This is a genomic window from Nitrospinota bacterium (genome assembly GCA_016235255.1).
Classification (GTDB): domain Bacteria; phylum Nitrospinota_A; class UBA7883; order UBA7883; family JACRLM01; genus JACRLM01.
Window position 1 is genome coordinate 1 of record JACRLM010000089.1, and the last position, 19,322, is coordinate 19,322.

At 57.7% G+C, this 19,322-nt stretch carries 17 protein-coding genes; 10 read left to right on the plus strand and 7 right to left on the minus strand.

From position 1 onward, the window contains the following. Positions 1–272 precede the first annotated feature (272 nt). Entirely contained in the window at positions 273–1,622 is a 1,350-nt protein-coding gene (locus HZB29_12250; protein ID MBI5816369.1) for a protein kinase, read from the minus strand. 199 nt (positions 1,623–1,821) lie between these two features. Between HZB29_12250 and HZB29_12255 the strand changes: the two genes are divergently transcribed. After that, positions 1,822–3,015 carry a hypothetical protein gene (locus HZB29_12255; protein MBI5816370.1) on the plus strand — a complete coding sequence of 398 codons (1,194 nt, stop codon included), beginning with the start codon at positions 1,822–1,824 and terminating at the stop codon, positions 3,013–3,015. A 5-nt stretch (positions 3,016–3,020) separates the two neighbouring features. Here the strand turns inward: HZB29_12255 and HZB29_12260 are convergent, their stop codons facing one another. The 6 genes from HZB29_12260 to ilvD form a co-directional block, all read right to left on the minus strand. Continuing rightward, complete coding sequence (locus HZB29_12260) at positions 3,021–3,773, minus strand: hypothetical protein (GenBank protein ID MBI5816371.1); 753 nt, start codon at positions 3,771–3,773, stop codon at positions 3,021–3,023. Positions 3,774–3,871: 98 nt separating this feature from the next. Further along, on the minus strand, positions 3,872–4,876 hold the full coding sequence (gene amrS, locus HZB29_12265) for an AmmeMemoRadiSam system radical SAM enzyme (protein MBI5816372.1): 1,005 nt from the start codon (positions 4,874–4,876) through the stop codon (positions 3,872–3,874). A gap of 37 nt (positions 4,877–4,913) precedes the next feature. Beyond that, positions 4,914–5,534: a CBS domain-containing protein gene (locus HZB29_12270; protein MBI5816373.1), complete on the minus strand. Its 621-nt coding sequence runs from the start codon at positions 5,532–5,534 to the stop codon at positions 4,914–4,916. Positions 5,535–6,099: 565 nt separating this feature from the next. Continuing rightward, positions 6,100–6,435: a DUF86 domain-containing protein gene (locus HZB29_12275; protein MBI5816374.1), complete on the minus strand. Its 336-nt coding sequence runs from the start codon at positions 6,433–6,435 to the stop codon at positions 6,100–6,102. Further along, the gene (locus HZB29_12280; GenBank protein ID MBI5816375.1) at positions 6,432–6,722 is read right to left on the minus strand and encodes a nucleotidyltransferase family protein; all 291 of its coding nucleotides are present in this window, start codon (positions 6,720–6,722) and stop codon (positions 6,432–6,434) included. Before HZB29_12280 ends, HZB29_12275 begins: the two co-directional genes overlap by 4 nt. Further along, positions 6,719–8,389 carry a dihydroxy-acid dehydratase gene (gene ilvD, locus HZB29_12285; GenBank protein MBI5816376.1) on the minus strand — a complete coding sequence of 557 codons (1,671 nt, stop codon included), beginning with the start codon at positions 8,387–8,389 and terminating at the stop codon, positions 6,719–6,721. The genes HZB29_12280 and ilvD overlap by 4 nt, the downstream gene beginning before the upstream one ends. Positions 8,390–8,586: 197 nt before the next feature. Between ilvD and HZB29_12290 the strand changes: the two genes are divergently transcribed. The 9 genes from HZB29_12290 (at position 8,587) to queA (ending at position 18,850) form a co-directional block, all read left to right on the plus strand. Next, positions 8,587–9,564, plus strand: coding sequence for a tetratricopeptide repeat protein (locus tag HZB29_12290; protein ID MBI5816377.1), 978 nt, complete (start codon positions 8,587–8,589; stop codon positions 9,562–9,564). A gap of 3 nt (positions 9,565–9,567) precedes the next feature. Beyond that, on the plus strand, positions 9,568–10,464 hold the full coding sequence (locus HZB29_12295) for a gliding-motility protein MglA (GenBank protein ID MBI5816378.1): 897 nt from the start codon (positions 9,568–9,570) through the stop codon (positions 10,462–10,464). A gap of 201 nt (positions 10,465–10,665) precedes the next feature. Beyond that, positions 10,666–13,254, plus strand: coding sequence for a tetratricopeptide repeat protein (locus tag HZB29_12300; protein ID MBI5816379.1), 2,589 nt, complete (start codon positions 10,666–10,668; stop codon positions 13,252–13,254). Positions 13,255–13,348: 94 nt separating this feature from the next. Next, complete coding sequence (locus HZB29_12305; GenBank protein ID MBI5816380.1) at positions 13,349–13,621, plus strand: type II toxin-antitoxin system Phd/YefM family antitoxin; 273 nt, start codon at positions 13,349–13,351, stop codon at positions 13,619–13,621. A 29-nt stretch (positions 13,622–13,650) separates the two neighbouring features. Then, positions 13,651–13,938 (plus strand): type II toxin-antitoxin system RelE/ParE family toxin, encoded by a 288-nt coding sequence (locus HZB29_12310; GenBank protein MBI5816381.1) that lies wholly within the window; start codon positions 13,651–13,653, stop codon positions 13,936–13,938. 23 nt (positions 13,939–13,961) lie between these two features. Next, positions 13,962–15,080 (plus strand): hypothetical protein, encoded by a 1,119-nt coding sequence (locus HZB29_12315; protein MBI5816382.1) that lies wholly within the window; start codon positions 13,962–13,964, stop codon positions 15,078–15,080. Between the two features lie 147 nt (positions 15,081–15,227). Continuing rightward, positions 15,228–16,571, plus strand: coding sequence for a sigma-54-dependent Fis family transcriptional regulator (locus tag HZB29_12320; protein MBI5816383.1), 1,344 nt, complete (start codon positions 15,228–15,230; stop codon positions 16,569–16,571). After that, positions 16,561–17,781 carry a SpoIID/LytB domain-containing protein gene (locus tag HZB29_12325; GenBank protein ID MBI5816384.1) on the plus strand — a complete coding sequence of 407 codons (1,221 nt, stop codon included), beginning with the start codon at positions 16,561–16,563 and terminating at the stop codon, positions 17,779–17,781. Before HZB29_12320 ends, HZB29_12325 begins: the two co-directional genes overlap by 11 nt. Positions 17,782–17,815: 34 nt before the next feature. Further along, positions 17,816–18,850 carry a tRNA preQ1(34) S-adenosylmethionine ribosyltransferase-isomerase QueA gene (gene queA / locus HZB29_12330; protein MBI5816385.1) on the plus strand — a complete coding sequence of 345 codons (1,035 nt, stop codon included), beginning with the start codon at positions 17,816–17,818 and terminating at the stop codon, positions 18,848–18,850. Positions 18,851–19,322 lie beyond the last annotated feature (472 nt).

Below are 19,322 nucleotides of genomic sequence, written 5' to 3' on the forward strand. Positions count from 1 at the left end.
AATCCATTCTTCCCTTGCCAGTTTTCCCGTTACCGTTTACTCTTTTCATGTGACCTCCTTGCTTTCCGTTGTTTTCGTTCAAAAACATGGTAGCAGGTGAGGTCATACCTTCGTTTCAACTAAGTTTAGGACACTTTCGCCTGAACTTCTGTTTTTACCGGTAGCTTTATTGTATCCAATATCCATTTTTCTTAATTAAAGACCTGTCTGGGCGTCGCCTGATGAATAAAAAGTACTGTGTGCATTTCATGGCCGTGATTTATTTTCAAAGCCTACAGATTCGTCTCCCGCACAAAGTCCGCCAATCTCCCCGATGTTATCCGCAGTTTGGCCGACAATATGTGGGCAAGGTTGCGGTAAAGCTTCCCGGCCGTGTTCGCGTCGCAGCGTAACAGCGAAACCTGGTGGAGAACCAGCGTCTGGCAATCCCCCTCGGCGATGGCGGAGGCGGAGCGCGGGCCGCCGTCTATGATCCCCATCTCCCCGAAAATGTCCCCACGTTTGAGCGTGTGTATGGTGATGGACTTCTCCGGCGTGGGCCCTCTGCATATCTTTACGCTTCCGGCGATTATAAGGTGCATGTCCCGCGCCACTTCCCCCTCGCGGAAGATCATTTCACCGGCCTTGTGTTTGCGAAGCTGGCACACCTGCAGAAGCTTGTATATCTGGGAGAACTCCAGGTCGAAAAAGAACGTGAAACTTGCGCGGTATTTGCGTAGCGTGGCCAGCGTGTCCTGGCTTATCACGGCGTTGTCCCCCTCCAGAAAGCTTTCGTTGACCACCTCGTCGAGCTGGTCGGCGAAGGCAAGGCAGGATGGCAGGCGCAGCGCTGCGTCCTTGTTAAGGCATAGTCCCACGATCGCCGCCACCTTTTCGGGCACGGACGAATTGATCTCGCGCATGGGGATGGGATCTATCCTCAATATCCTCTCATAGAGGTTGAAAAGGTTGTCCGCCGTGAACGGCTTGTCCCCGGTCAGAAGCTCATAGGCCACCACCGCCAGCGAAAAAAGATCGGTCCTGAAGTCCACAGCGCCCCGGTTTATCTGCTCCGGCGACATGTAGTATGGCGTGCCGCCATAGCCCGGTATGGGCTTGACAGTCAGCCTGATACCGGAGCCTTCCGAGACCGATGCGACGCCGAAATCGAGCACCTTCGCAAGGCCGTTGTTCAGGTACATGATGTTCGACGGCTTGATGTCCCTGTGGACGACGCCGCGCTGGTGGGAGAAGTGCAAGGCCTTGGCCACCTGTATCAGGGCGTCGAGCTTCTGGCGGATGTCCAGCTTCAGCTCTGTCTTGCCCTGGATCACCTTGTCAAGCGACACTCCGTCCAAAAGCTCCATCACAAGGTAGCAAAGGGATCCTTCCATCCCGGCGTCGTATATTGTGACGAAATTGTGGTGGGACATCTGGCCGGAAATCTGCATTTCCATGGAAAACTGGCGCATGACAGACTCCGCGCTCAGGTTGTCCGGGGTAGGGGAGGAAGTGTCCGTGATCTTCACCGCCACGTCCCGGCCGATAAGCTCGTCCGTGGCGCGGTAAATCTTTCCCATCCCACCCCTGCCGATCATCTCGTGGAGGCGGTACCTGCCAATGTATTCGGGTATGTCTGCCAAAACGCGGCTCTCCATTAATCAAGGCGGATTATACGACATGACGGCTCCGTTTGAACACCGCCGAAGGCGGCCATGGGCCGGACGGCGGAGTATGACATTAACTATACCTTCCCCGGCGGGATTGAGGTATAAAATATATTCAGTGGCCCATGGCGGGCAAGCGTGGCCCCATGCAAGGGGTGTCAAACAGGTGGCTGGTATGAGCGAGGCTGATGTAAAAAGCGGTGACAGCAGGCATGTAAGAGTGATACTTGCCATTGCTTTTGTTACCATTCTGGCCGGCCTGGCGGCCCACATAGTCTCCGACCAGAACGGGGAAAAGACAGAGATAGTCCATCTGAACAAGGAAATCATGGACGGGGGCGCCAGGGGCGAAATGGTGGCAAAGTTGCGCTCGGCTTCCATGCCCGACCTTTTGGCGGTCTATTCCGCTGAAACGGGCCTTTTGCGCGACAGTTATCCTCAATACGATTACCTGCCAACCCTGGCCGATGTCCGGCGGGAAATGGTGGGCATGTACGGCTCCGAGGACGACAACGTCATCCGCGAGTTCATCATCGGCGGCTACTTTTTCGCCAAGGAGGACATGCGGCAGGCCGCAAGGCATTATGGAGCGGCCAGCCACCATCTGGGCGTGCCTTCGGTCTATCTGATGCAGGCGCTGGCCCTGCGCACCGCCGGGGAGGAGGTGGCCTCGTATCACGCCGCCACCAAATTGCGCGAACTGGCCAAAAAATCCGGCAATGTAAAGGTGATCGAGTCTTCCAAACGGCTATTGAGCAGGTTCGTGGAGAAGGCCAACGCGCTGCTGGCCATTTCCCTTGGGGTGGGCACGATGATCGCCTTGGCCCTGGCCGCCACCGGATATGTGGTGGCGCGAAGGATCAGGATGGGCAAAAAGGGGGAGGCGTATTTCGTCCCGCTGCCGTACAGGCGCGCGCTTGCGAGGCGCATTCAGGCCGCCACCGGGGCGGAACTTACAGCCATCGAGCTTGAGATAGACCAGATCAGGGAAAAAACAAACAGCGCCATTGCCAAAAGACATGCAAACGCCAATCTTGAACACAGGGAGGCGCGAAAGCTTGCGGACGTGCGCCGGGAGCTGGAAAAACTCGCCGATCCGGCGGTACGGTGGCTTGATACGGAAAAGGATTTTCTGGCCGGTTCGATGCATGACGCCATCCGGGACCACGGCAGGGCCATAATGCATTTTAACGCGGCCTTAGAGAAGGCCGACCTGCCGTCGTTCCACTACATGCTCGGAACATCGTTGCTGGCCAGGAAGAACAAAAAGGGGGCCGGAAGGGCCTTTCAAAAGGCGGTGGCGCTGGCAGGAAAGATAGAGGACGAGGCGATGGCCATCATAGCCTCAAGGCAGCTTGCCTCGTTATAAAGCGGTCAGACGCTGGCCTTTAGGATACCTTTGGAGCGGGCGGCCGGCTGCATGCCGCCGAACAGGGTGTTCACCATCAGTTGATATTCGCTTTCGGTAAGGTCCCGCTTCATCTTTTTAAAGTCGGCGCCCGCGGAAATCTTGTCCAAAAGCCAGTTGCGCTTGTCCCTGTCGCTCTTTTGGTCCAGAAGGCCTTTTAATTGGGCTATCATCCTGTCCGCGACGGCGCACACCTCCTTGTCTTCCAGAAACGTCTTGAAATCAATGAGGTTGTCTGTCTTCCGGCGGTATTTTTCGGCCCGGGCGTTCACCGCTTTTTCGTTTTCCTCGATGGTCTGGCTGCCATGGGCAAGCCTCACCGCATCCGCCAGGCCGGAGCTTATCTGGCGCGGCAACACGCCGTTGACAGGTTGCGCAAGTACCTGGGCCTCCAAATCCGCGTTGTCCGGGAAAAGAGGCTCCACCTTGGCCAGAAGCGCTTTGCCCAGAAAATCGGTTATAAGCGACTCCTGCTCCCTCATGTGATTAAAGCGGGTGATGGCGCCGTGGCATTCGTCGTTGAACTCCCTGGCGATGACCCCCAACTGCGGCTTAAGCTCCGTGAGCGCGTCCATAATAAGCTGCTTGGAGACCCCTTTGCGTATGATCGCCGAGGAGAAGGAGAGAATGGCCTTGTTTACGTTTTTTGTGCAGAATGGAAGGGTGATGTTCTTTAACGCATTTTCAATCTGCGCGTCGTCATCACTGTCATTATCCATGAAAGAACGGACTCACCCGGGTGGATTTGATTTTTGAACCCTGAATATAACACGTTTTGCGGCGTATGTGTATCATTTTCAACTTAATGGCCGCCGTCTCAGTCCGTCACCACATGCGCGTCCGCTCCACAGAATACGCACATGCCGCCGGACACGTGCATTTCCAGCACCGAGAATCCAGCGCGTGAAATTATCACCCGGCCGCATTCATGGCACTTGGTCTGGTTATACACCTCCTGCGGCACGTTGCCCACATACACGTATTTAAGCTTTTTCCCGGCTATGTCAGCCGCCCGCACAAGGGCGCCGTAGGGGGTCGGCGGGGATGTAAGTTTGTACTCTGGATGATAACGTGAAAAATGCAGCGGCATGAACGGATTTATATCCGCCATAAAATCGGTCAGTTTCTCGAACATCTCGTCCGTGTCGTTTAGGCCGGGGATAACAAGGTTGGTTATTTCCACATGGACTTTTCCGGCGGACCGCTTCACAGTCTCCAGCACGGCGGGCAGGGGGCCGCGGCATGTTTTCTTGTAGAACTCCGGGTCCATGGACTTTATGTCTATATTCATCGCGTCCGTCCACGGCAAAAGCTCCTCCAGCGGGCCGGGATTGATCACCCCGTTTGTCACCAGCACGTTCTTGAACCCGGCCTCACGCATGGCCTTCGATGTGTCCAGGACGTATTCGAACCATATCAGCGGCTCTGCGTAGGTGTACGCTATCCCCACGGAGCCGGTGGTGCGGGCGATTGCCACCGCCTCGTCCGGCGGGAGCAGGCGGGTGGGGAACTCATTTTGCGAGATGTGGTAGTTCTGGCAGAAGGAACACGCAAGGTTGCACCCGTTCGGGCCCACGGAGAGTATCTGGCTTCCCGGATGGAAATGGTACAGAGGCTTTTTCTCCACTGGATCCAGGTTTATGGAGGTGGTGCGGGCGTAATTTATGGCGTAAAGCTCGCCGCCGATATTCTTTTTGCCCCGGCAGATGCCGGTCTTGCCTTCAGACAGGATGCAGTTGAACGGGCAAAGTTCGCATCTTGCCTTGCCGCCGGGAAGGCGTTTCCACCATGAGGCGGGATGCCTCAAGTCCACAAGTTTCATCTCCCGCCCGCGCTCCCTTCTCCGGGATGGAGGGGGCTCAAGAGTCCGCCCCGTACGCCTCGATTACCTTCACCCCTTTTTTCTTCAGGTCTTTCACGATCCCCTTCACCGGGCAGAGGTTTAAGCGGAAGTGGCATATCTGCCTGTGCTTGTCCCCCGCCGGGGTGGCCGAATAGCTGAGCACCCCCACTCCGTGCTTTCGAAGAACGGAGAACACCGCGGTGCAATCCTCTATCTCGTCCATCAGCTCCACATACAGGCTGGAGGAGAGCTGGAGCATGCGGAGCATCTCCACGAAGACGTCGAGTATGTCGTCCTTGGTGATGATGCCGGCCAGCTTCCCGTTCTCCATCACCGGCAGGCATCCTATCTTGAGCCGGAGCATGAGCTTCACCGCGTCCACCACCCCCATCCCCGCGTCGGAGGTGACCACGCTGCTTGTCATAATCTCCTGTACCGTCATTTCAAAGGCGGTGCGCCGGCCCGCCCCCTTTGGCGCCGGGCGGGAGATGAGTGTGCGCAGGTCCCTGTCCGAAACGATGCCGGCCAGCTTGTCCCCCTCCATCACCGGCAGGTGGGCGATGCGGGATTTCATCATCACGTCGAATGCGTTCTTTATCGTCTTGTCCGGCGAGGTGGTGATTACCTTGCGGGTCATAACCTGTCCTACATGCATATGTCCCCCTTTGTAAAGGATGAGTTGGACTAGCGGCCACCACTGGCGTAATTGTAATCACGGTTCCAACGCCGGGTCAATGGGGGATAAGAGAGGGAGCGCGGAGGGAGGGCACCTCATCCCAGGAGCGCGGGCATCTTGCCCGCATTAAGTAAACGGAGCCTCGACGGCTCCGTCGAATTACAGAATCGTTTCTTGCAAGTCCAAGGCGCCTTCGAGGCTCATTGGACTTGTTGCGGGCGGGACGCCCGCGCTCCCGTAGGGGCGGGTTTCAAACCCGCACCCTACAAAGAAATCGCCCGCCCATGTCAAACACCGGCGAACGGTAAAAAGTCAAAAGTAAAGACCCCTTTCCCGATTTCTGACAGGATGGCGCATCAGTCGGAACCGTGGTCAGCGACCACGGGGAAGCATTAAAAACGGCGGGGCGAATATCACCCCGCCAGGCTAAATGCCGATGAAATCGTCCAATGAAGGGCGGGTTTAAAACCCGCCCCTACAGATCAACCGCTATTATATCGATTGGCGAAATGTTCATTCCGCAACCTTAGTTAATTTCCTGCAGGATTTCGCCGATAGCTTTTTTCAATACAGGCAAATCCTTTTCCACCGCGCGCCAGACTTCGTTTGCGTCTATTCCAAAATATTCGTGGACAAGGATGTTCCTCATGGCGACAATCGGCGCCCATGGAACCGATGGATGCGAATCATGAAATGCGATTCCCAAATTTGCGGCGGCTTCGCCGATAATTTGAAGATTATGTACTATCCACGTCTGGACAAGCTCATCCCTCGCAAAGACCTCACGCCCTCGCGCGGCGTATTTTTCAATGGCCGCCACGGCTTCAAGGATGTCCATGAGCCTTTCGCGAGGGTCTCTCATAGAGGTTTGGCTTCGCGCATTATCCGCTCCCGAATCCGGGACTTGATGGCGCGGTCGCTCACAACATCCACTTTTTTGCCAAGTATGATTTCAAGCTCGACACATAGCGCGGCATGGTCGAGAAGGCTTGTGCCGGGGGCCAGTTCGACGAGCAGGTCTATATCGCTGTTCTCATCATCATTCCCCCTGGCCACCGAGCCGAAAACGCGCACATTCCCCGCTCCATGACGCGACGCCGCATGGAGAACCAAATCACGTTTTTCTAAAAGCAGTTCCTTAATTGTCATTTCCCGCAAATATCCTCCTTATGTACCGCGCCGTGCGCGGCGGAGGTCACTGTCTGGGCGTAGCGCACAAGATACCCGCTCTTGATCTTCGGCGCGGGTTTCTTCCACTTTTTCGCCCGGGCCTTCAGTTCTTTTTGCGACACTAACAGGTTTAATTTGCGTTTCGGGATGTCCACCTCGATCTTGTCGCCATCTTTAATCAGCGCTATCGGGCCTCCTTCCATCGCCTCCGGGGACACATGCCCGATGCACGGGCCACGCGTGCCGCCGGAGAAGCGCCCGTCGGTGATAAGCGCCACGGAGTTGTGCAATCCCATGCCGGTTATCGCCGCCGTGGGCGCCAGCATCTCGCGCATGCCGGGGCCTCCTTTCGGCCCTTCGTAGCGCACCACCATCACGTCGCCAGCCTTCACCTTCCCGGCCATCACCTGTTTCATGGCCTCTTCCTCGCTGTCGAAGCATACCGCCGTCCCCTTAAACTTCATCATCTCCGGCAACACCGCCGCCTGTTTTACCACCGCCCCATCCGGCGCCAGGTTGCCGCGAAGCACGGCGATGCCTCCCTCTTTTTTATAAGGATTCTTCACGCCGCGGATCACCTCATGGTCGAAGTTCACCGCGCGGTTCGCTATCTGGAGCGTCGAAAAACCGTTCACGGTCTTAGTGTCGTTGAGAAGGTGTTTCAACTCGCGCATCACAGCCGGAATGCCTCCTGCGTACTCCAGATCTTCCATAAGGTTCTCCCCGCCGGGCTGGATGCTGGCGATCTGCGGAGTGGTCTTGCTCAATTTGTCGAACGCTTCCAGCGGCAGCTTCACCCCCGCGTCATGCGCAACGGCGGGAATGTGCAGCGCCGTATTCGTGGAACCCCCCAGGGCCAGGTCCACCCGGATTGCGTTCTCAAACGACTTTGCGGTCATGATGTCGCGCGGGCGGACGTTCTCCCGGATAAGGTCGCATACCAGCACGCCGGAATCAAAAGCGATCCGGCGCTTCTTGCCGCTCACCGCCATTGCGGTGGCGCATCCTGTCATGCTCATGCCGATGGACTCTGTGACGCATGCCATGGTGTTCGCGGTGTACATTCCGGAACAAGACCCGGGCCCCGGGCACGCTTCCTTTTCGATGGCGGTAAGCTCCCGCAGGGACATGTTCCCCGCCCGCACCTGCCCCACCGCCTCGAAAGTGTCCTTCACAAGCGAGCGGCGCTCTTTTTTGTACACCCCGGCGAGCATCGGCCCGGCGGTGACCACCACGGCAGGTATGTTCACCCTGGCCGCCGCCATGAGCATGCCCGGTGTGAACTTGTCGCAATTTGTGAGCATCACCATCCCGTCGAAAGCGTGGGCTTCCACCACGCACTCGATCATGTCCGCGATCAGGTCGCGCGTGGGGAGCGAATAATGCATCCCCTTGTGCCCCATGGCGATGCCGTCGCACACCCCCGGCACGGACGACAGGAACGCCTGCCCCCCGCCTGTGTGGATGCCCCGCTCGATGGCGCGTTCCAGGTCGCGAAAGCCGATGTGCCCCGGCACGATGTCCGTGAAGCTTGAAATGACCGCCACAAACGGGCGTTTCATGGAGCTTTCACTGACCCCCGTCGCGTAAAGCAAAGAGCGGTGGGGGGCGCGTTCGATACCTTTTTTTATCCTGTCGCTTCGCATGTTTGGGCGTCCTTTTTTCAATTCCGGCCGCGCCGCACGCGGCCTTGTTAATGGTGATGGTATGGTAATTCATGCGGAGAGGCTGGTCAATGCCGGGCGCCGCGCCCAAATGCGGGATTTACACCCGGCCGGTATGTTAATATAATTCCCGGACTGTATCTGTTCAAAACAGCTTTAGGGCCGCTTCGTCACCCATAATGACCGAAAACAAGGACAAGGTAATCGCACTGCTCACCGACGGTTTCATGGAGAAACACGGTGTGAGGGAGAAGCTTGCCGCGGAAGGATTCAAGGTGGAGTCCTATTCCGCATTGTCCGGCGAGACCGTTGAAAAGCTGGCCGCCGCCCGGCCGGACATAATAATCGGCGATGACGACCCCGCCAACGCCGCGGACAGCTTCCATTTTTTCAAGAGGCTCAAAGAGGACCCCCGGTTCAAGGAGACAGAGTTGTTCTTCTACACCGGGGCCATAGACGTCAAGACGGAAATATCCATCCGCAGGCTCAAGATCACCTCGTATTTCATTAAATCCGAAAACGTCGGGCATCTTGTGGACGGGGTCTTGCAGCACTATATACAGAAGGATCTGGACAAGGACGACAGCAGGTGGAAAAAGGAGATAAACGACCTTGAAATCCAGGAGGCGGAAGAGGCGCGGGCCGATGAAGCCTCCTCCAGTTACACCGGGGACGAATACACCAGCGGGCAGAGCTTGGAGAACACAGCGGAGTTTTCGGACATGGTGGACACGTTCCACAAGGGGATAGAGGCAAAGCTTGGCACGGACGAGTCGTCGTTCGAGGCGTATTACAACCTTGGGATATCGTACCTTGAAATGGGGCTGTTCCCCCAGGCGCTGGCGGAGTTTGAGAAGGTCAAATCGTCACCGGCGTGGAAACTCAAGGCGGTGAACATGATCGGCCAGACCCAGAGGAAGATGGGGGAGCCGGACAAGGCGGTGGAGACGTTCAAGGCCGGTTTTAAGGAGACGGCGGACACTTTCACGAAAATGGGCTTTCTTTACGAGATCGCCGACACCATGGAGTCCCAGGGGAAAAACCAGGAGGCGTACAAGGCGTTCGCCACCATATATCAGCAGAACAAGGAATTCAAGGACGTGCGTTCCAGATTGATAACGTTGAAGAACCTCATCGAAAGCAAAGGCAAGGCATAGATCATGGTGGTCATAAACTACGCGAACCGGGAGCTGACGGCCAAGATCGTGTATTACGGCCCGGCGCTATGCGGGAAGACCACAAACCTGGAGCTGATCCACAAAAAGATTTCCCCCCAGAACCGGGGCCAGATGCTTTCCATGGCCACCGAGGCGGATCGCACACTGTTCTTCGACCTTCTGCCGGTGGACATCGGGACCATCGGGGGATTCCAGGTGAAGATGCAGCTTTTCACCGTGCCGGGGCAGACTTATTACAACAAGACCCGGATGCTTGTGCTTCGGGGGGCCGACGGCGTGGTGTTCGTGGCGGACAGCCAGGAGTCCAAGGTCGGCGACAATGTGGAGAGCATGAAGAACCTGGAGGAGAACCTTTCCGCCAACAACTTAAACCTCGACACGATCCCGATGGTGATTCAGCTCAACAAGCAGGACCTGCCACCGCTGGCCTCCGATGAAAAACTCAATGAAGCGCTCAACCGGCGCAAGGTCCCCACGATGAAGGCCGTGGCCATGCGGGGCGATGGTGTGATGGAGACGTTCAAGCTCATATCCCGGGAGGTGCTCACGTCGCTGCAGGGGAGGATAGGGCGCGGGGTGGAGCCGGCTCCGGAACAGGCTCCTCGCCCGGTGGCCCCGCCCGGCGGGCAGCAAGTGGTGAAAGTGGCCGCGGACAGGAGAAACGCCGCGGGCCTGGCGGCTGAAGGTTTCGAAAAACAGGCGGTCAAGGAAGCCACATTCAACGGGGACACACCGCCGGAAGTGGTGATCGATGCGCTAAGAAAGCAGCTTGGCAGGGTGATGGAGTCCAACAGGGGGCTTCACCAGCAATGCGAGGAGATGCGCCGCACCATAGAAAAACTTGCCATGTCGTTAAAGACCGCCGGGGCGAAAAAATAGCCCGCGCAAAGATCCTTTTTTGCCTTCCGCCAACATATTGACGCAATAAAGCCCTTTCGGTCCGGAATCGTCCGGGATTAACATGTTGTTATAAATCCATTTGGCGGACAGCCCAAGCCGGAGCGTCATTTATTTGAAATATCTTGCCGAGGCACAATAATTGCTATCATTACCGTGTGAATAATTGCGCACATGGCGGACATGGACAAAAGAATCTTTTCGGCGTTGGCGGCGGTGACCGGGATTGCTGCGTTCGCCCTCGGGTTTAACATGGCCATTGGCGCGCCGGTGATACTCAGGGAAATATCTTTCGCTGAAGTTGAGGGGCACACCCGCATGACCCTTTCGGCGGAAGGTGAAATCAAGTTCCGGCTCAAGCTGGACAAACCGTCGAAAAGCCTGACCATCCACGTCATGGCGGAACGGCCGAAAGAGGCTCCGGCGATCAAGTATGGCGACAGCATGGTGGAGTCTGTGACCCTGCACGCAGGCTCGGAGCCGGGCACGCAGGACATAATGATAACTTTCAAACAGCCGGACTTTTCCTTTTACCGCGCCGACACACAGGACCCCAACCGGGCGGTCTTCGATTTCAGGACCAAGGACGAAGGGCTCAAGATCACAGGGGTGACGCCGGAAAAACTTGTGGCCCAGGCGGCCGCCACTCCGGCCAAAGAAGAGGCAAAACCGGAGGAGCCGGAGCAGGCCGCCGATCAGGCCGCCGCTGGTGAAGCTGAAGCCGGAAAAGTGGCCGAATCCGAAAAGCCGGAGGCTCCCACGCCGGACTCCGCCGCGATAGGAAAGATGTTCGCCCAGGTGGACGAGACATACGACAAGCTGGAAAAGGACGCCGGGCGCGGCATGTTCCAGGATGTGATGGGCGCCATCCAGAAACGCGAATACGAACAGGCTGTGGAACTGGCGGACTCTTTCTTCAAGGAGTATCCAAAGTCCGTTTACCTGGAGAAAGCATACTTTTCAAAAGGCGACGCACTTTACCTTCTGTCCAAGAAGGAAAAGACGAACATCCCACGCGCGCTGGACGCCTATAAAGAGGCGATCAGCATGTTCCCCAAATCGGAGCTTGTGCAGCGGGCGATGATGCGCAAGTCGTCGCTGTACGAGGACCAGGAGTTCGACATCGAAGCGGTGGTGGAGCTTAACATGGCCCAGAAGGTGGACGCCAAAAGCAAGTACGCCGTGGTGGCCATGATAAACAAGGCGAAGATATTCGCCCGGCAGAAAAAGTTCGCCCGGGCCCAGGCGGAGCTGCAGAAGATACTGACGCTATACCCGAACAGGCGCGAGGCGCGGGACGTGAAGTACCTGATCGCCGAGGCGTATTTCGACCAGGAAAAGTACAAGGAGGCCCTCGACGTTTTCGAGGAGTCCATGAAACTGTGGCCGACCTACCCGAAGGCCCATCCCGCCACGTTCCTGAAGATCGCCGAAAGCCATTTGAAACTTGGGCAGACCGCCAGGGCGATGGAAAACCTGATGAGCGTGGCCAACCTTTTCCCCGGCTCCACCACGGGGCGCAAGGCGCTGTTGATGATCGGCGACATCAACCTGAAAGAGAATAAAAGAAAGGACGCGGTGAAGATATTCGAGGCGCTGGCGGTGAAGTTCCCGGACACCCCCGAATCGGTGATGGCGAGGCTCCGGCTGGCCACGCTGGGGGCCGAAGAGCCGGAGCTTTTGCGGCACAGCGACATTTTCGACTATACAGCGTTCGAAAATCCGATGAAGACCTTCGACGAGGTGAAGGCAAAGTACGCCGAGAAGCTCGGCGAAGAGGCGCTCATGCGCAAGGGGCGCGCCCTGACCGCGCGCAAGCAATACGTCTCCGCCATACTGGCGTACAAGGAGCTTTTGAAGTCATACCCGGCCACCCGCATGTCCGACGATGTGTTCGCCCTGGTGCGCGGCAACATACTGCGGCTCATCGAGACATACCACTCGCAGGACGGGTTCCTGCTGACGCTGGCCACTTATTACAACAATTTCGATCCGTTCCTCAAGACCATCGCCGAGCCCGACGTTCTTATAAAGCTTGCCGACAGTTTCGGGGCCATGACGCTTTATGGCCGGTCGGCGGAGTATTACAGGCTCGCGGACGCGGTGGACAAAAAAGGGGAATTCAAGGCCGTCACAAGGTTCCGGCTGGCCAAGGCCATCCTGTACGATAACAAGGCCAGGGACGCCGAAGAAATGTTGCGCGCTTACATAAAGGAATTCCCGGCCCATCCCAACGCCGTCACCGCGCGGCATTACCTGGGCACGGCCATGATGGAGCAGAAACAGCCCGCCGAGGCGGCCACGGAATGGAGGCTTGCCATAGAGCGCGACCCGCGCCACTTCATGACGTCCAACACCGCGTACAAGCTGGGGATGATGTACAAGGGGGAGCAGAGGTATTCGCTGGCGGCGGACGCATTCTCCACGGCGCTGGCTGTTTTCCGGCCGGAAATGAAACTGCCGGAAGAGCCGGACTATATGAAGGACTGCAACTACCAGCTGGCCGATTCGTATTACCGTGGCGAGGACTACGCCTCGGCCATCCGGCAGGCGGAAAGGTTCAAGGCAAAGTACGCCGAGGACCCGCGCAATTCGTGGATGGACTACATCATCTCCATGTCGCTGGAGAAAGGGGACCAGGACGAGGCCGCCATGACAAAACTTCGCGACCTTTCCGATAAAGACAAGAGCACCCCCGTCGGCCGCGTGGCGGCAGCCCGGCTCAAGAACGTGGAGTGGAAGAAGAAAAATCCCAACCTGTTCCAGGAATGACGGTTACGTTCCCATCTGATTTTACCGGAGGAATGTTTGAAAAATGGCGTAAACGCCCATTTTGATGTACACTTGGGAGTACAGGAGGACATTCATGAAAACAATGCCTATAGTCCAGGCGAGAAACTCGCTGACCACACTGCCGGAACAGTTTGAAAAACAGCCGGGGCTGGACGCCGTGGCGGTGACGCGCAGGGGCAAGCCGGTGCTGGCGGTGATGCCGTGGGAACTGTACGAATCGCTGGTGGAAACGCTGGAAATACTCGGCGACAAGGAGATGATGTCCTCTCTCCGCAAAAGCGTGAAGGAAATTGAAAAAGGAAAGCTTGTCCCCTGGAAAAAAGTCAAAAGGGAAATGGATTTTTGAAAATCGTCCTCACCCCCCACGCCCGGTCCATGCTTTTTTCCATTCAGGACCGCCGTGTCCGAGGCATAATCGCGGAAAAAGTGGACAGCCTTGCCCAAGGGGCGGACTCACAGGGCAAACCTCTAAAGGGAGAACTGGCCGGATTCAGGAGCGTCAGGGCCGTTGGGCAACGCTGGCGCATCATATACAAAGTTGAATCAGCCAAGGACATGGTGATTGTGGCGGCCGTGGGAATCCGGAAAGACAGGGACAAAAAAGACGCTTACGCCCTCGCCAGAAAGCTATTGCGCCTCGGGCTGTTGGGGGAACTGGACTAAAATATGAATTTTTGGAAAGCCCAATGGACTCTAAAGACCAGACGCTGAAAAAACTCCAGGCCGCTTTCGAGTATCTTAACCAGTCCACCGACAGGCTTACAGGCGCCTATGAGGCGCTGAAGGGTGAGACGGCGGGGCTCAAGTCGGATCTGGAGGAGAGCGCCGCTTTCCTAAAGGACATACTCGACAGCCTCAATTGCGCCGTGGTGGTGGCGGGGCCGGAGGGCGAAGTGGTGACAGCCAACGGCAACGCGGCCAAAATGGAGATCGCCAGCGGAACGCTGGTAAAGGAATGGCTCGCAAAACTTTCCACCGCGCAAGGGCGCGGGATAACCTGGGAGTCACCCGGAGGCTCGGTATTCACGATCACCGCTTCGCCGCTGAAAAGCGGCGCAGGAGGACGCAAGGGGAGCGTGCTGGTGATCGACGACGTCACGGAGCTTGAGCGGCTGAAAAAATTCGCCAAGCGGGGCGACAGGCTTCTCGCCATCGGCGAGATGGCCGCCGGGATGGCCCACGAGATACGAAATCCGCTGGGGAGCATGGACATTTTTGCGTCCCTTCTCGGGCGGGACCTGGCCGGGGACGCCGGCAAGCTCAAACTCGTCGGCCACATTTCGTCCGGCATCCGCTCCATCAACAATGTGATATCCAACTTCCTCCTTTTCACAAAGGAGATAAGGCCAGTCAAGCGCGAGTTTGACGCGAAGAGACTTGTGATGGACGTTTTGGAGTTCGCCGGATGCGTTTTGCGGGACAACAGGATAGACGCCTCCGCCGTTCTGCCGGAAGGCGCCGTGCCGGTGACAGCCGATCCGGAGCTTATCAGACAGGCGCTGTTAAACCTCGTCCACAACGCGATCCAGGCGATGAAAAACGGTGGCAAGCTGTTTGTGGAGCTTCGCGCAGCCACCTCCGGCGGCAAGGAAAATTTCGAGATAATCGTCAGGGACACGGGCCCCGGCGTCCCTCCCGCGATAAGGGAAAAGATATTCGACGTGTTTTTCACCACAAAGGAAAGCGGCTCCGGGCTGGGGCTTTCCATCGCCAGCCAGATAATGCAGGCGCACGGGGGGTATATCGACCTTCTCGATACGCCGGACGGCGGGGCGAAATTTATAATGTCGGCGCCGGTGAGATGACCGGGAAGGTCCGTCCGTCGCCCAAAACGTTGAACCTTGCGGTATAATCCTTGAACGTGATTACGGCAGTTTAAGCGTCAGATTCCTAAGTAACGGAGACTTGCCATAGAACCGAAAAGCGTCCTTGTCGTTGACGACGAGGAGGAGATGAGGATCGCCCTTGCGGAGGCGTTGACGCGGTCGGGCCATAGTGTGGTCACCGCCGCCAACGGCGAGGAGGGTCTTAAAATGTTCGGCGAGAGATCACCGCAGATCGTGATATCGGACGTGCGGATGCCAAAGATGACCGGCATAGAGCTGCTGTGCGCCATCCGGAGGTCGAGCACGCCGGAGACGCCGTTTGTGCTCATCACCGCCTATGGCGCCATTGACGACGCGGTGGCGGCCATGAAGGAAGGCGCCACGGACTATATCCTGAAACCGTTCTCCGCGGACACCCTGGATGACCTTATGCGCCGCGTCTTCGGAGAGGATGGGGGCGGCGTGAAAGCCATATCGGCCCGCCCCGCCGAACGGCTGGGCAAAGGCTCTCCATCCCGGGGGCGCGTGATCGTCACCGGCAACGAAAAAATGAAAAAGGTGATGGACATCCTCCGCAGGGTGGCGCCCAGCAAGTCCACGGTGCTCATCCACGGCGAGTCCGGGGTGGGCAAGGAACTTGTGGCCCGGTTCATACATGAAAATTCGGACCGGCGGGACAGGCCTTTCATAGCGGTGAACTGCGCGGCGATGCCGGAGACGCTTTTGGAGTCGGAGCTTTTCGGCCACGAAAAAGGATCGTTCACCGGCGCCATCGCAAGGAAGATCGGAAAGTTCGAACTGGCAAACGGCGGTGTGATCCTGCTCGACGAGGTGACGGAGATGGATCCGCAGCTTCAGGCCAAGCTTTTGCGCGTTCTGCAGGAGGAGGAGATAGACCGGGTGGGGGGCGCGTCCCCCATCCCGCTGGACATCCGCGTGATCGCCACCACCAACAGGGACATGGACCAGGCTGTGAAGGAAGGCAAGTTCAGGGAAGACCTCTATTTCCGTCTCAACGTCATTCCAGTGAACATACCCCCGCTACGGGAGCGGCCGGACGACATACCGATCCTGGTGGAGTATTTTATAAAAAAATTCAACGCAATCATGGGCAAGGCGGTTTGCGGAGTGGAACCGGAGGCCATGGACTCGATACTGGCAAACCCGTGGCGAGGCAACATCCGGGAACTTGAAAACGTGATGGAACGCGCCGTGCTGTTGGCTGTGGGGGACTCGATATCGCTGGCCGACCTTATGATGGATGGGGTAAAATCCGCGGGATCGCCAAAGGGCGAGGCGGAGGACCTTGCCCGGCCCGGCATCACCGTGGCGGAGATGGAGAAGAAACTTATCATGCGCACGCTGGACGACGCTCAGGGGAACAGGACGAAGGCGGCGGAGGCCCTGGGGGTCTCCATCCGCACGTTACGGAACAAATTGAACGAATATAATGTGGCCCATGGCAAATAGGTTTTTTACGCTGGCGGCGCTGGCCGCCGCGATCTTTTTCGCCGCCCCCGCGTCCGCCACGACGGTCCGGGTGGCCATCGCGAAGAATGTGAATTCCCTCACGGTTTCGTCCGAATGGCCGCTGCGGGTGGACTCCGGGATCGACTTGGGGGACACCAAAATTCTTAAAATCAGCTGCGTCAAGGAGGGCTTTAAGCTCAACGGCAAGCATGTGCGCGGCCAGTCCGTCATGATCGCATCGTCGGGGCTTATCAAAGCCGGCCTGGGCTCATATCACGGGGCGATCCAACTTATGAAGAATCCCGGCGGCGGCGCGGTGGTGATAAACCATGTGGACATGGAGGATTACATCGCAGGCGTGGTGGCGATGGAGATGGGGCGCGACTGGCCGGCCGAGGCGCTAAAGGCCCAGGCGATAGCGTCGCGCACCTTCGCGCTGCATCACATGGACAGGCGGGAAGGAAGGCTTTACGACCTGGACAACACGGTCTCTTCCCAGGTGTACAAGGGGGTATCGGGAGTCAACCAGGCGGTGCGGGAGGCGGTGTTCGCCACCGGCGGGCTTGTGGCCATGTTCGATGGCGCCCCAGCGTTGACTTTCTATCACAGTTGCGCCGGTGGTGAGACGGAGGACCTTAAATACGTCTGGGGGAGGGAGAGCCGGCCATACCTTACAAGCCAGCCGGCCCCGTTCGAGGATGGAGCGCCGGAAAAGAACTGGCGGGTAAGGTTTAGCGGAAAAGATATCCAGGCCAGGTTCGCCAAATATGGCGTGAAAGCAGGCCCGGTGAGCGGGGTGGAGATTCTGTCCAGGACGTCGTCGGGCAGGGCGCGGGCCGTCCGTGTGACTTATGCCGGAAAGCACAGGGACATGAACGCCGCCGCCTTCCGGCGCATCATGGGTGAGAACAGGCTAAGGTCCACCAAGTTCACGGTGGACAGCGCGAAGAAGGGTGAATTCGTGTTCACCGGCGAAGGGTACGGGCACGCCGTCGGCATGAGCCAGTGGAGCGCCCGCGGCATGGCGGAGCACGGGTTGTCTTTTGACGACATAATCGGCCACTTCTATCCGGGGGTGGAGATAACGCCCATTGACGGGACTGAACGTGTGGCGATGGCCTCGCCCGCTCCCATCCCGGCGGAAAAAATCACCGGTGAATCCGGCGGGCAACTGGTTCCGGCGGCGGAGCCGGAAGCGCTCCCTCAATAGAAAAGTCCGGCGGGCCCTGGCGCCTGCCCCTTCCATGACCAGCATATCCGAGTTTGATTACGACCTTCCCGAAAGGCTCATCGCCCAGCGCCCCGCTCCTGACAGGGACGCAAGCAGGCTGATGGTCCTGGACCGGGCCGGCAAAACATTTCGCCATTCCGCCTTCGGCGAGTTCCCGTCTTTATTGAAAAGCGGCGACGTCATGGTGGTCAACAACACAAAAGTGTTTCCCGCGAGGCTTGCGGGGACGCGAGCTTCCGGCGGGAAAATCGAGATACTTCTGACGAGCCATCGCGGAAACGGGGTGTGGGAAGCGATGACGCGGGGACTTTCGAAACTGCGCGCCGGGGAGACCGTCAGCGTCCACGGCGGCAAGGTGAAGCTCGTCGAAAAGCTTCCGGAAGGTTTTGGGGTGTATGAGTTCGGGTCGGAGGAGGAGGCGTGGCGCATAATCGCGAAGGCCGGCGCTATCCCGTTACCGCCATACATAAAGCGCCCGTCTGGCGCCGCGGACGCCGATGACGCCGCAAGGTACCAGACAGTCTTCGCCCAAAACACAGGATCATGCGCCGCCCCGACGGCGGGGCTGCATTTTACGCAGGCCATCATGGACTCCATCGCGGCCCGTGGGGTGAAAATCGTTCGGCTGACCCTTCACGTGGGGCCGGGTACCTTCCGCCCGGTGAAGGCGGAGAATATCGAGGACCATGTGATGGACCCGGAATATTACGAGATACCACCCGAAACGGCAAGCGTGGTGAACGAGGCAAAGCGCTGTGGAGCAAGGATTGTGGCGGTGGGAAGCACCGTGACACGATGTTTGGAGACGGCGGCGGACGATTCCAGGACTATCATTGCCGGAACCGGGGAGACGTCACTATTCATAAAACCGGGATGGCGCTTTAAAATTGCGGACGCCATGCTGACCAACTTCCATCTGCCAAAGTCCACGCTATTGGTCCTGGTGTCCGCTTTCGCCGGGCGGGACCTTGCGATGCAAGCCTACAAGGAAGCGGTGAGCATGGAATACCGCTTCTTCAGCTATGGCGACGCGATGTTCATACAGTGAGCCGCGCAGCCCCTTCAGCCCACAGACAGGCTGCCCATGAGCGCCCACACGAAAAACAGGGTAGCGAGCCCCATGATAAAGTTGATAATCCTCTCCGTCTGGCTCCACGACATGACGCGTCCTCCCATGAACGGTGATAGAAATTTTTCTTTCGCCCCGCCGCACGGTACGGGGCGCGGATCCGTGCTCCGCTGAATTGGTAGTGAGCATAAAGGGCGCCATCCGGCAACGCCGTGAATATCAAGAAGGTGGGGATTTGCGCGTGATTATAAAGTGTTCACCATGTCCTGAATCATAACGCATGGATGTCCTTTAACCGGACAGGGAATCGATGTAAGCGGACAAAATGTTTGGTAATTTGGGACAAAATGTTTGCACAATTTTCATCCTGTGGAAAACCGGCACTTATCCACAGGTTTTGTAACGCCATTTTCGCTTTTATGTTCGCCTAATTTTCGCCTATCAACTGGGC

What these genes read in the sequence shown, in the direction of transcription:
- HZB29_12255 (MBI5816370.1), top strand. Translation starts at nt 1,822, where the DNA reads ATGAGCGAGGCTGATGTAAAAAGCGGTGACAGCAGGCATGTAAGAGTG.
- HZB29_12260 (MBI5816371.1), bottom strand. Translation starts at nt 3,773, where the DNA reads ATGGATAATGACAGTGATGACGACGCGCAGATTGAAAATGCGTTAAAG.
- amrS (MBI5816372.1), bottom strand. Translation starts at nt 4,876, where the DNA reads ATGAAACTTGTGGACTTGAGGCATCCCGCCTCATGGTGGAAACGCCTT.
- HZB29_12270 (MBI5816373.1), bottom strand. Translation starts at nt 5,534, where the DNA reads ATGACCCGCAAGGTAATCACCACCTCGCCGGACAAGACGATAAAGAAC.
- HZB29_12275 (MBI5816374.1), bottom strand. Translation starts at nt 6,435, where the DNA reads ATGAGAGACCCTCGCGAAAGGCTCATGGACATCCTTGAAGCCGTGGCG.
- HZB29_12280 (MBI5816375.1), bottom strand. Translation starts at nt 6,722, where the DNA reads ATGACAATTAAGGAACTGCTTTTAGAAAAACGTGATTTGGTTCTCCAT.
- ilvD (MBI5816376.1), bottom strand. Translation starts at nt 8,389, where the DNA reads ATGCGAAGCGACAGGATAAAAAAAGGTATCGAACGCGCCCCCCACCGC.
- HZB29_12290 (MBI5816377.1), top strand. Translation starts at nt 8,587, where the DNA reads ATGACCGAAAACAAGGACAAGGTAATCGCACTGCTCACCGACGGTTTC.
- HZB29_12295 (MBI5816378.1), top strand. Translation starts at nt 9,568, where the DNA reads ATGGTGGTCATAAACTACGCGAACCGGGAGCTGACGGCCAAGATCGTG.
- HZB29_12300 (MBI5816379.1), top strand. Translation starts at nt 10,666, where the DNA reads ATGGACAAAAGAATCTTTTCGGCGTTGGCGGCGGTGACCGGGATTGCT.
- HZB29_12305 (MBI5816380.1), top strand. Translation starts at nt 13,349, where the DNA reads ATGAAAACAATGCCTATAGTCCAGGCGAGAAACTCGCTGACCACACTG.
- HZB29_12310 (MBI5816381.1), top strand. Translation starts at nt 13,651, where the DNA reads ATGCTTTTTTCCATTCAGGACCGCCGTGTCCGAGGCATAATCGCGGAA.
- HZB29_12315 (MBI5816382.1), top strand. Translation starts at nt 13,962, where the DNA reads ATGGACTCTAAAGACCAGACGCTGAAAAAACTCCAGGCCGCTTTCGAG.
- HZB29_12320 (MBI5816383.1), top strand. Translation starts at nt 15,228, where the DNA reads ATGAGGATCGCCCTTGCGGAGGCGTTGACGCGGTCGGGCCATAGTGTG.
- HZB29_12325 (MBI5816384.1), top strand. Translation starts at nt 16,561, where the DNA reads ATGGCAAATAGGTTTTTTACGCTGGCGGCGCTGGCCGCCGCGATCTTT.
- queA (MBI5816385.1), top strand. Translation starts at nt 17,816, where the DNA reads ATGACCAGCATATCCGAGTTTGATTACGACCTTCCCGAAAGGCTCATC.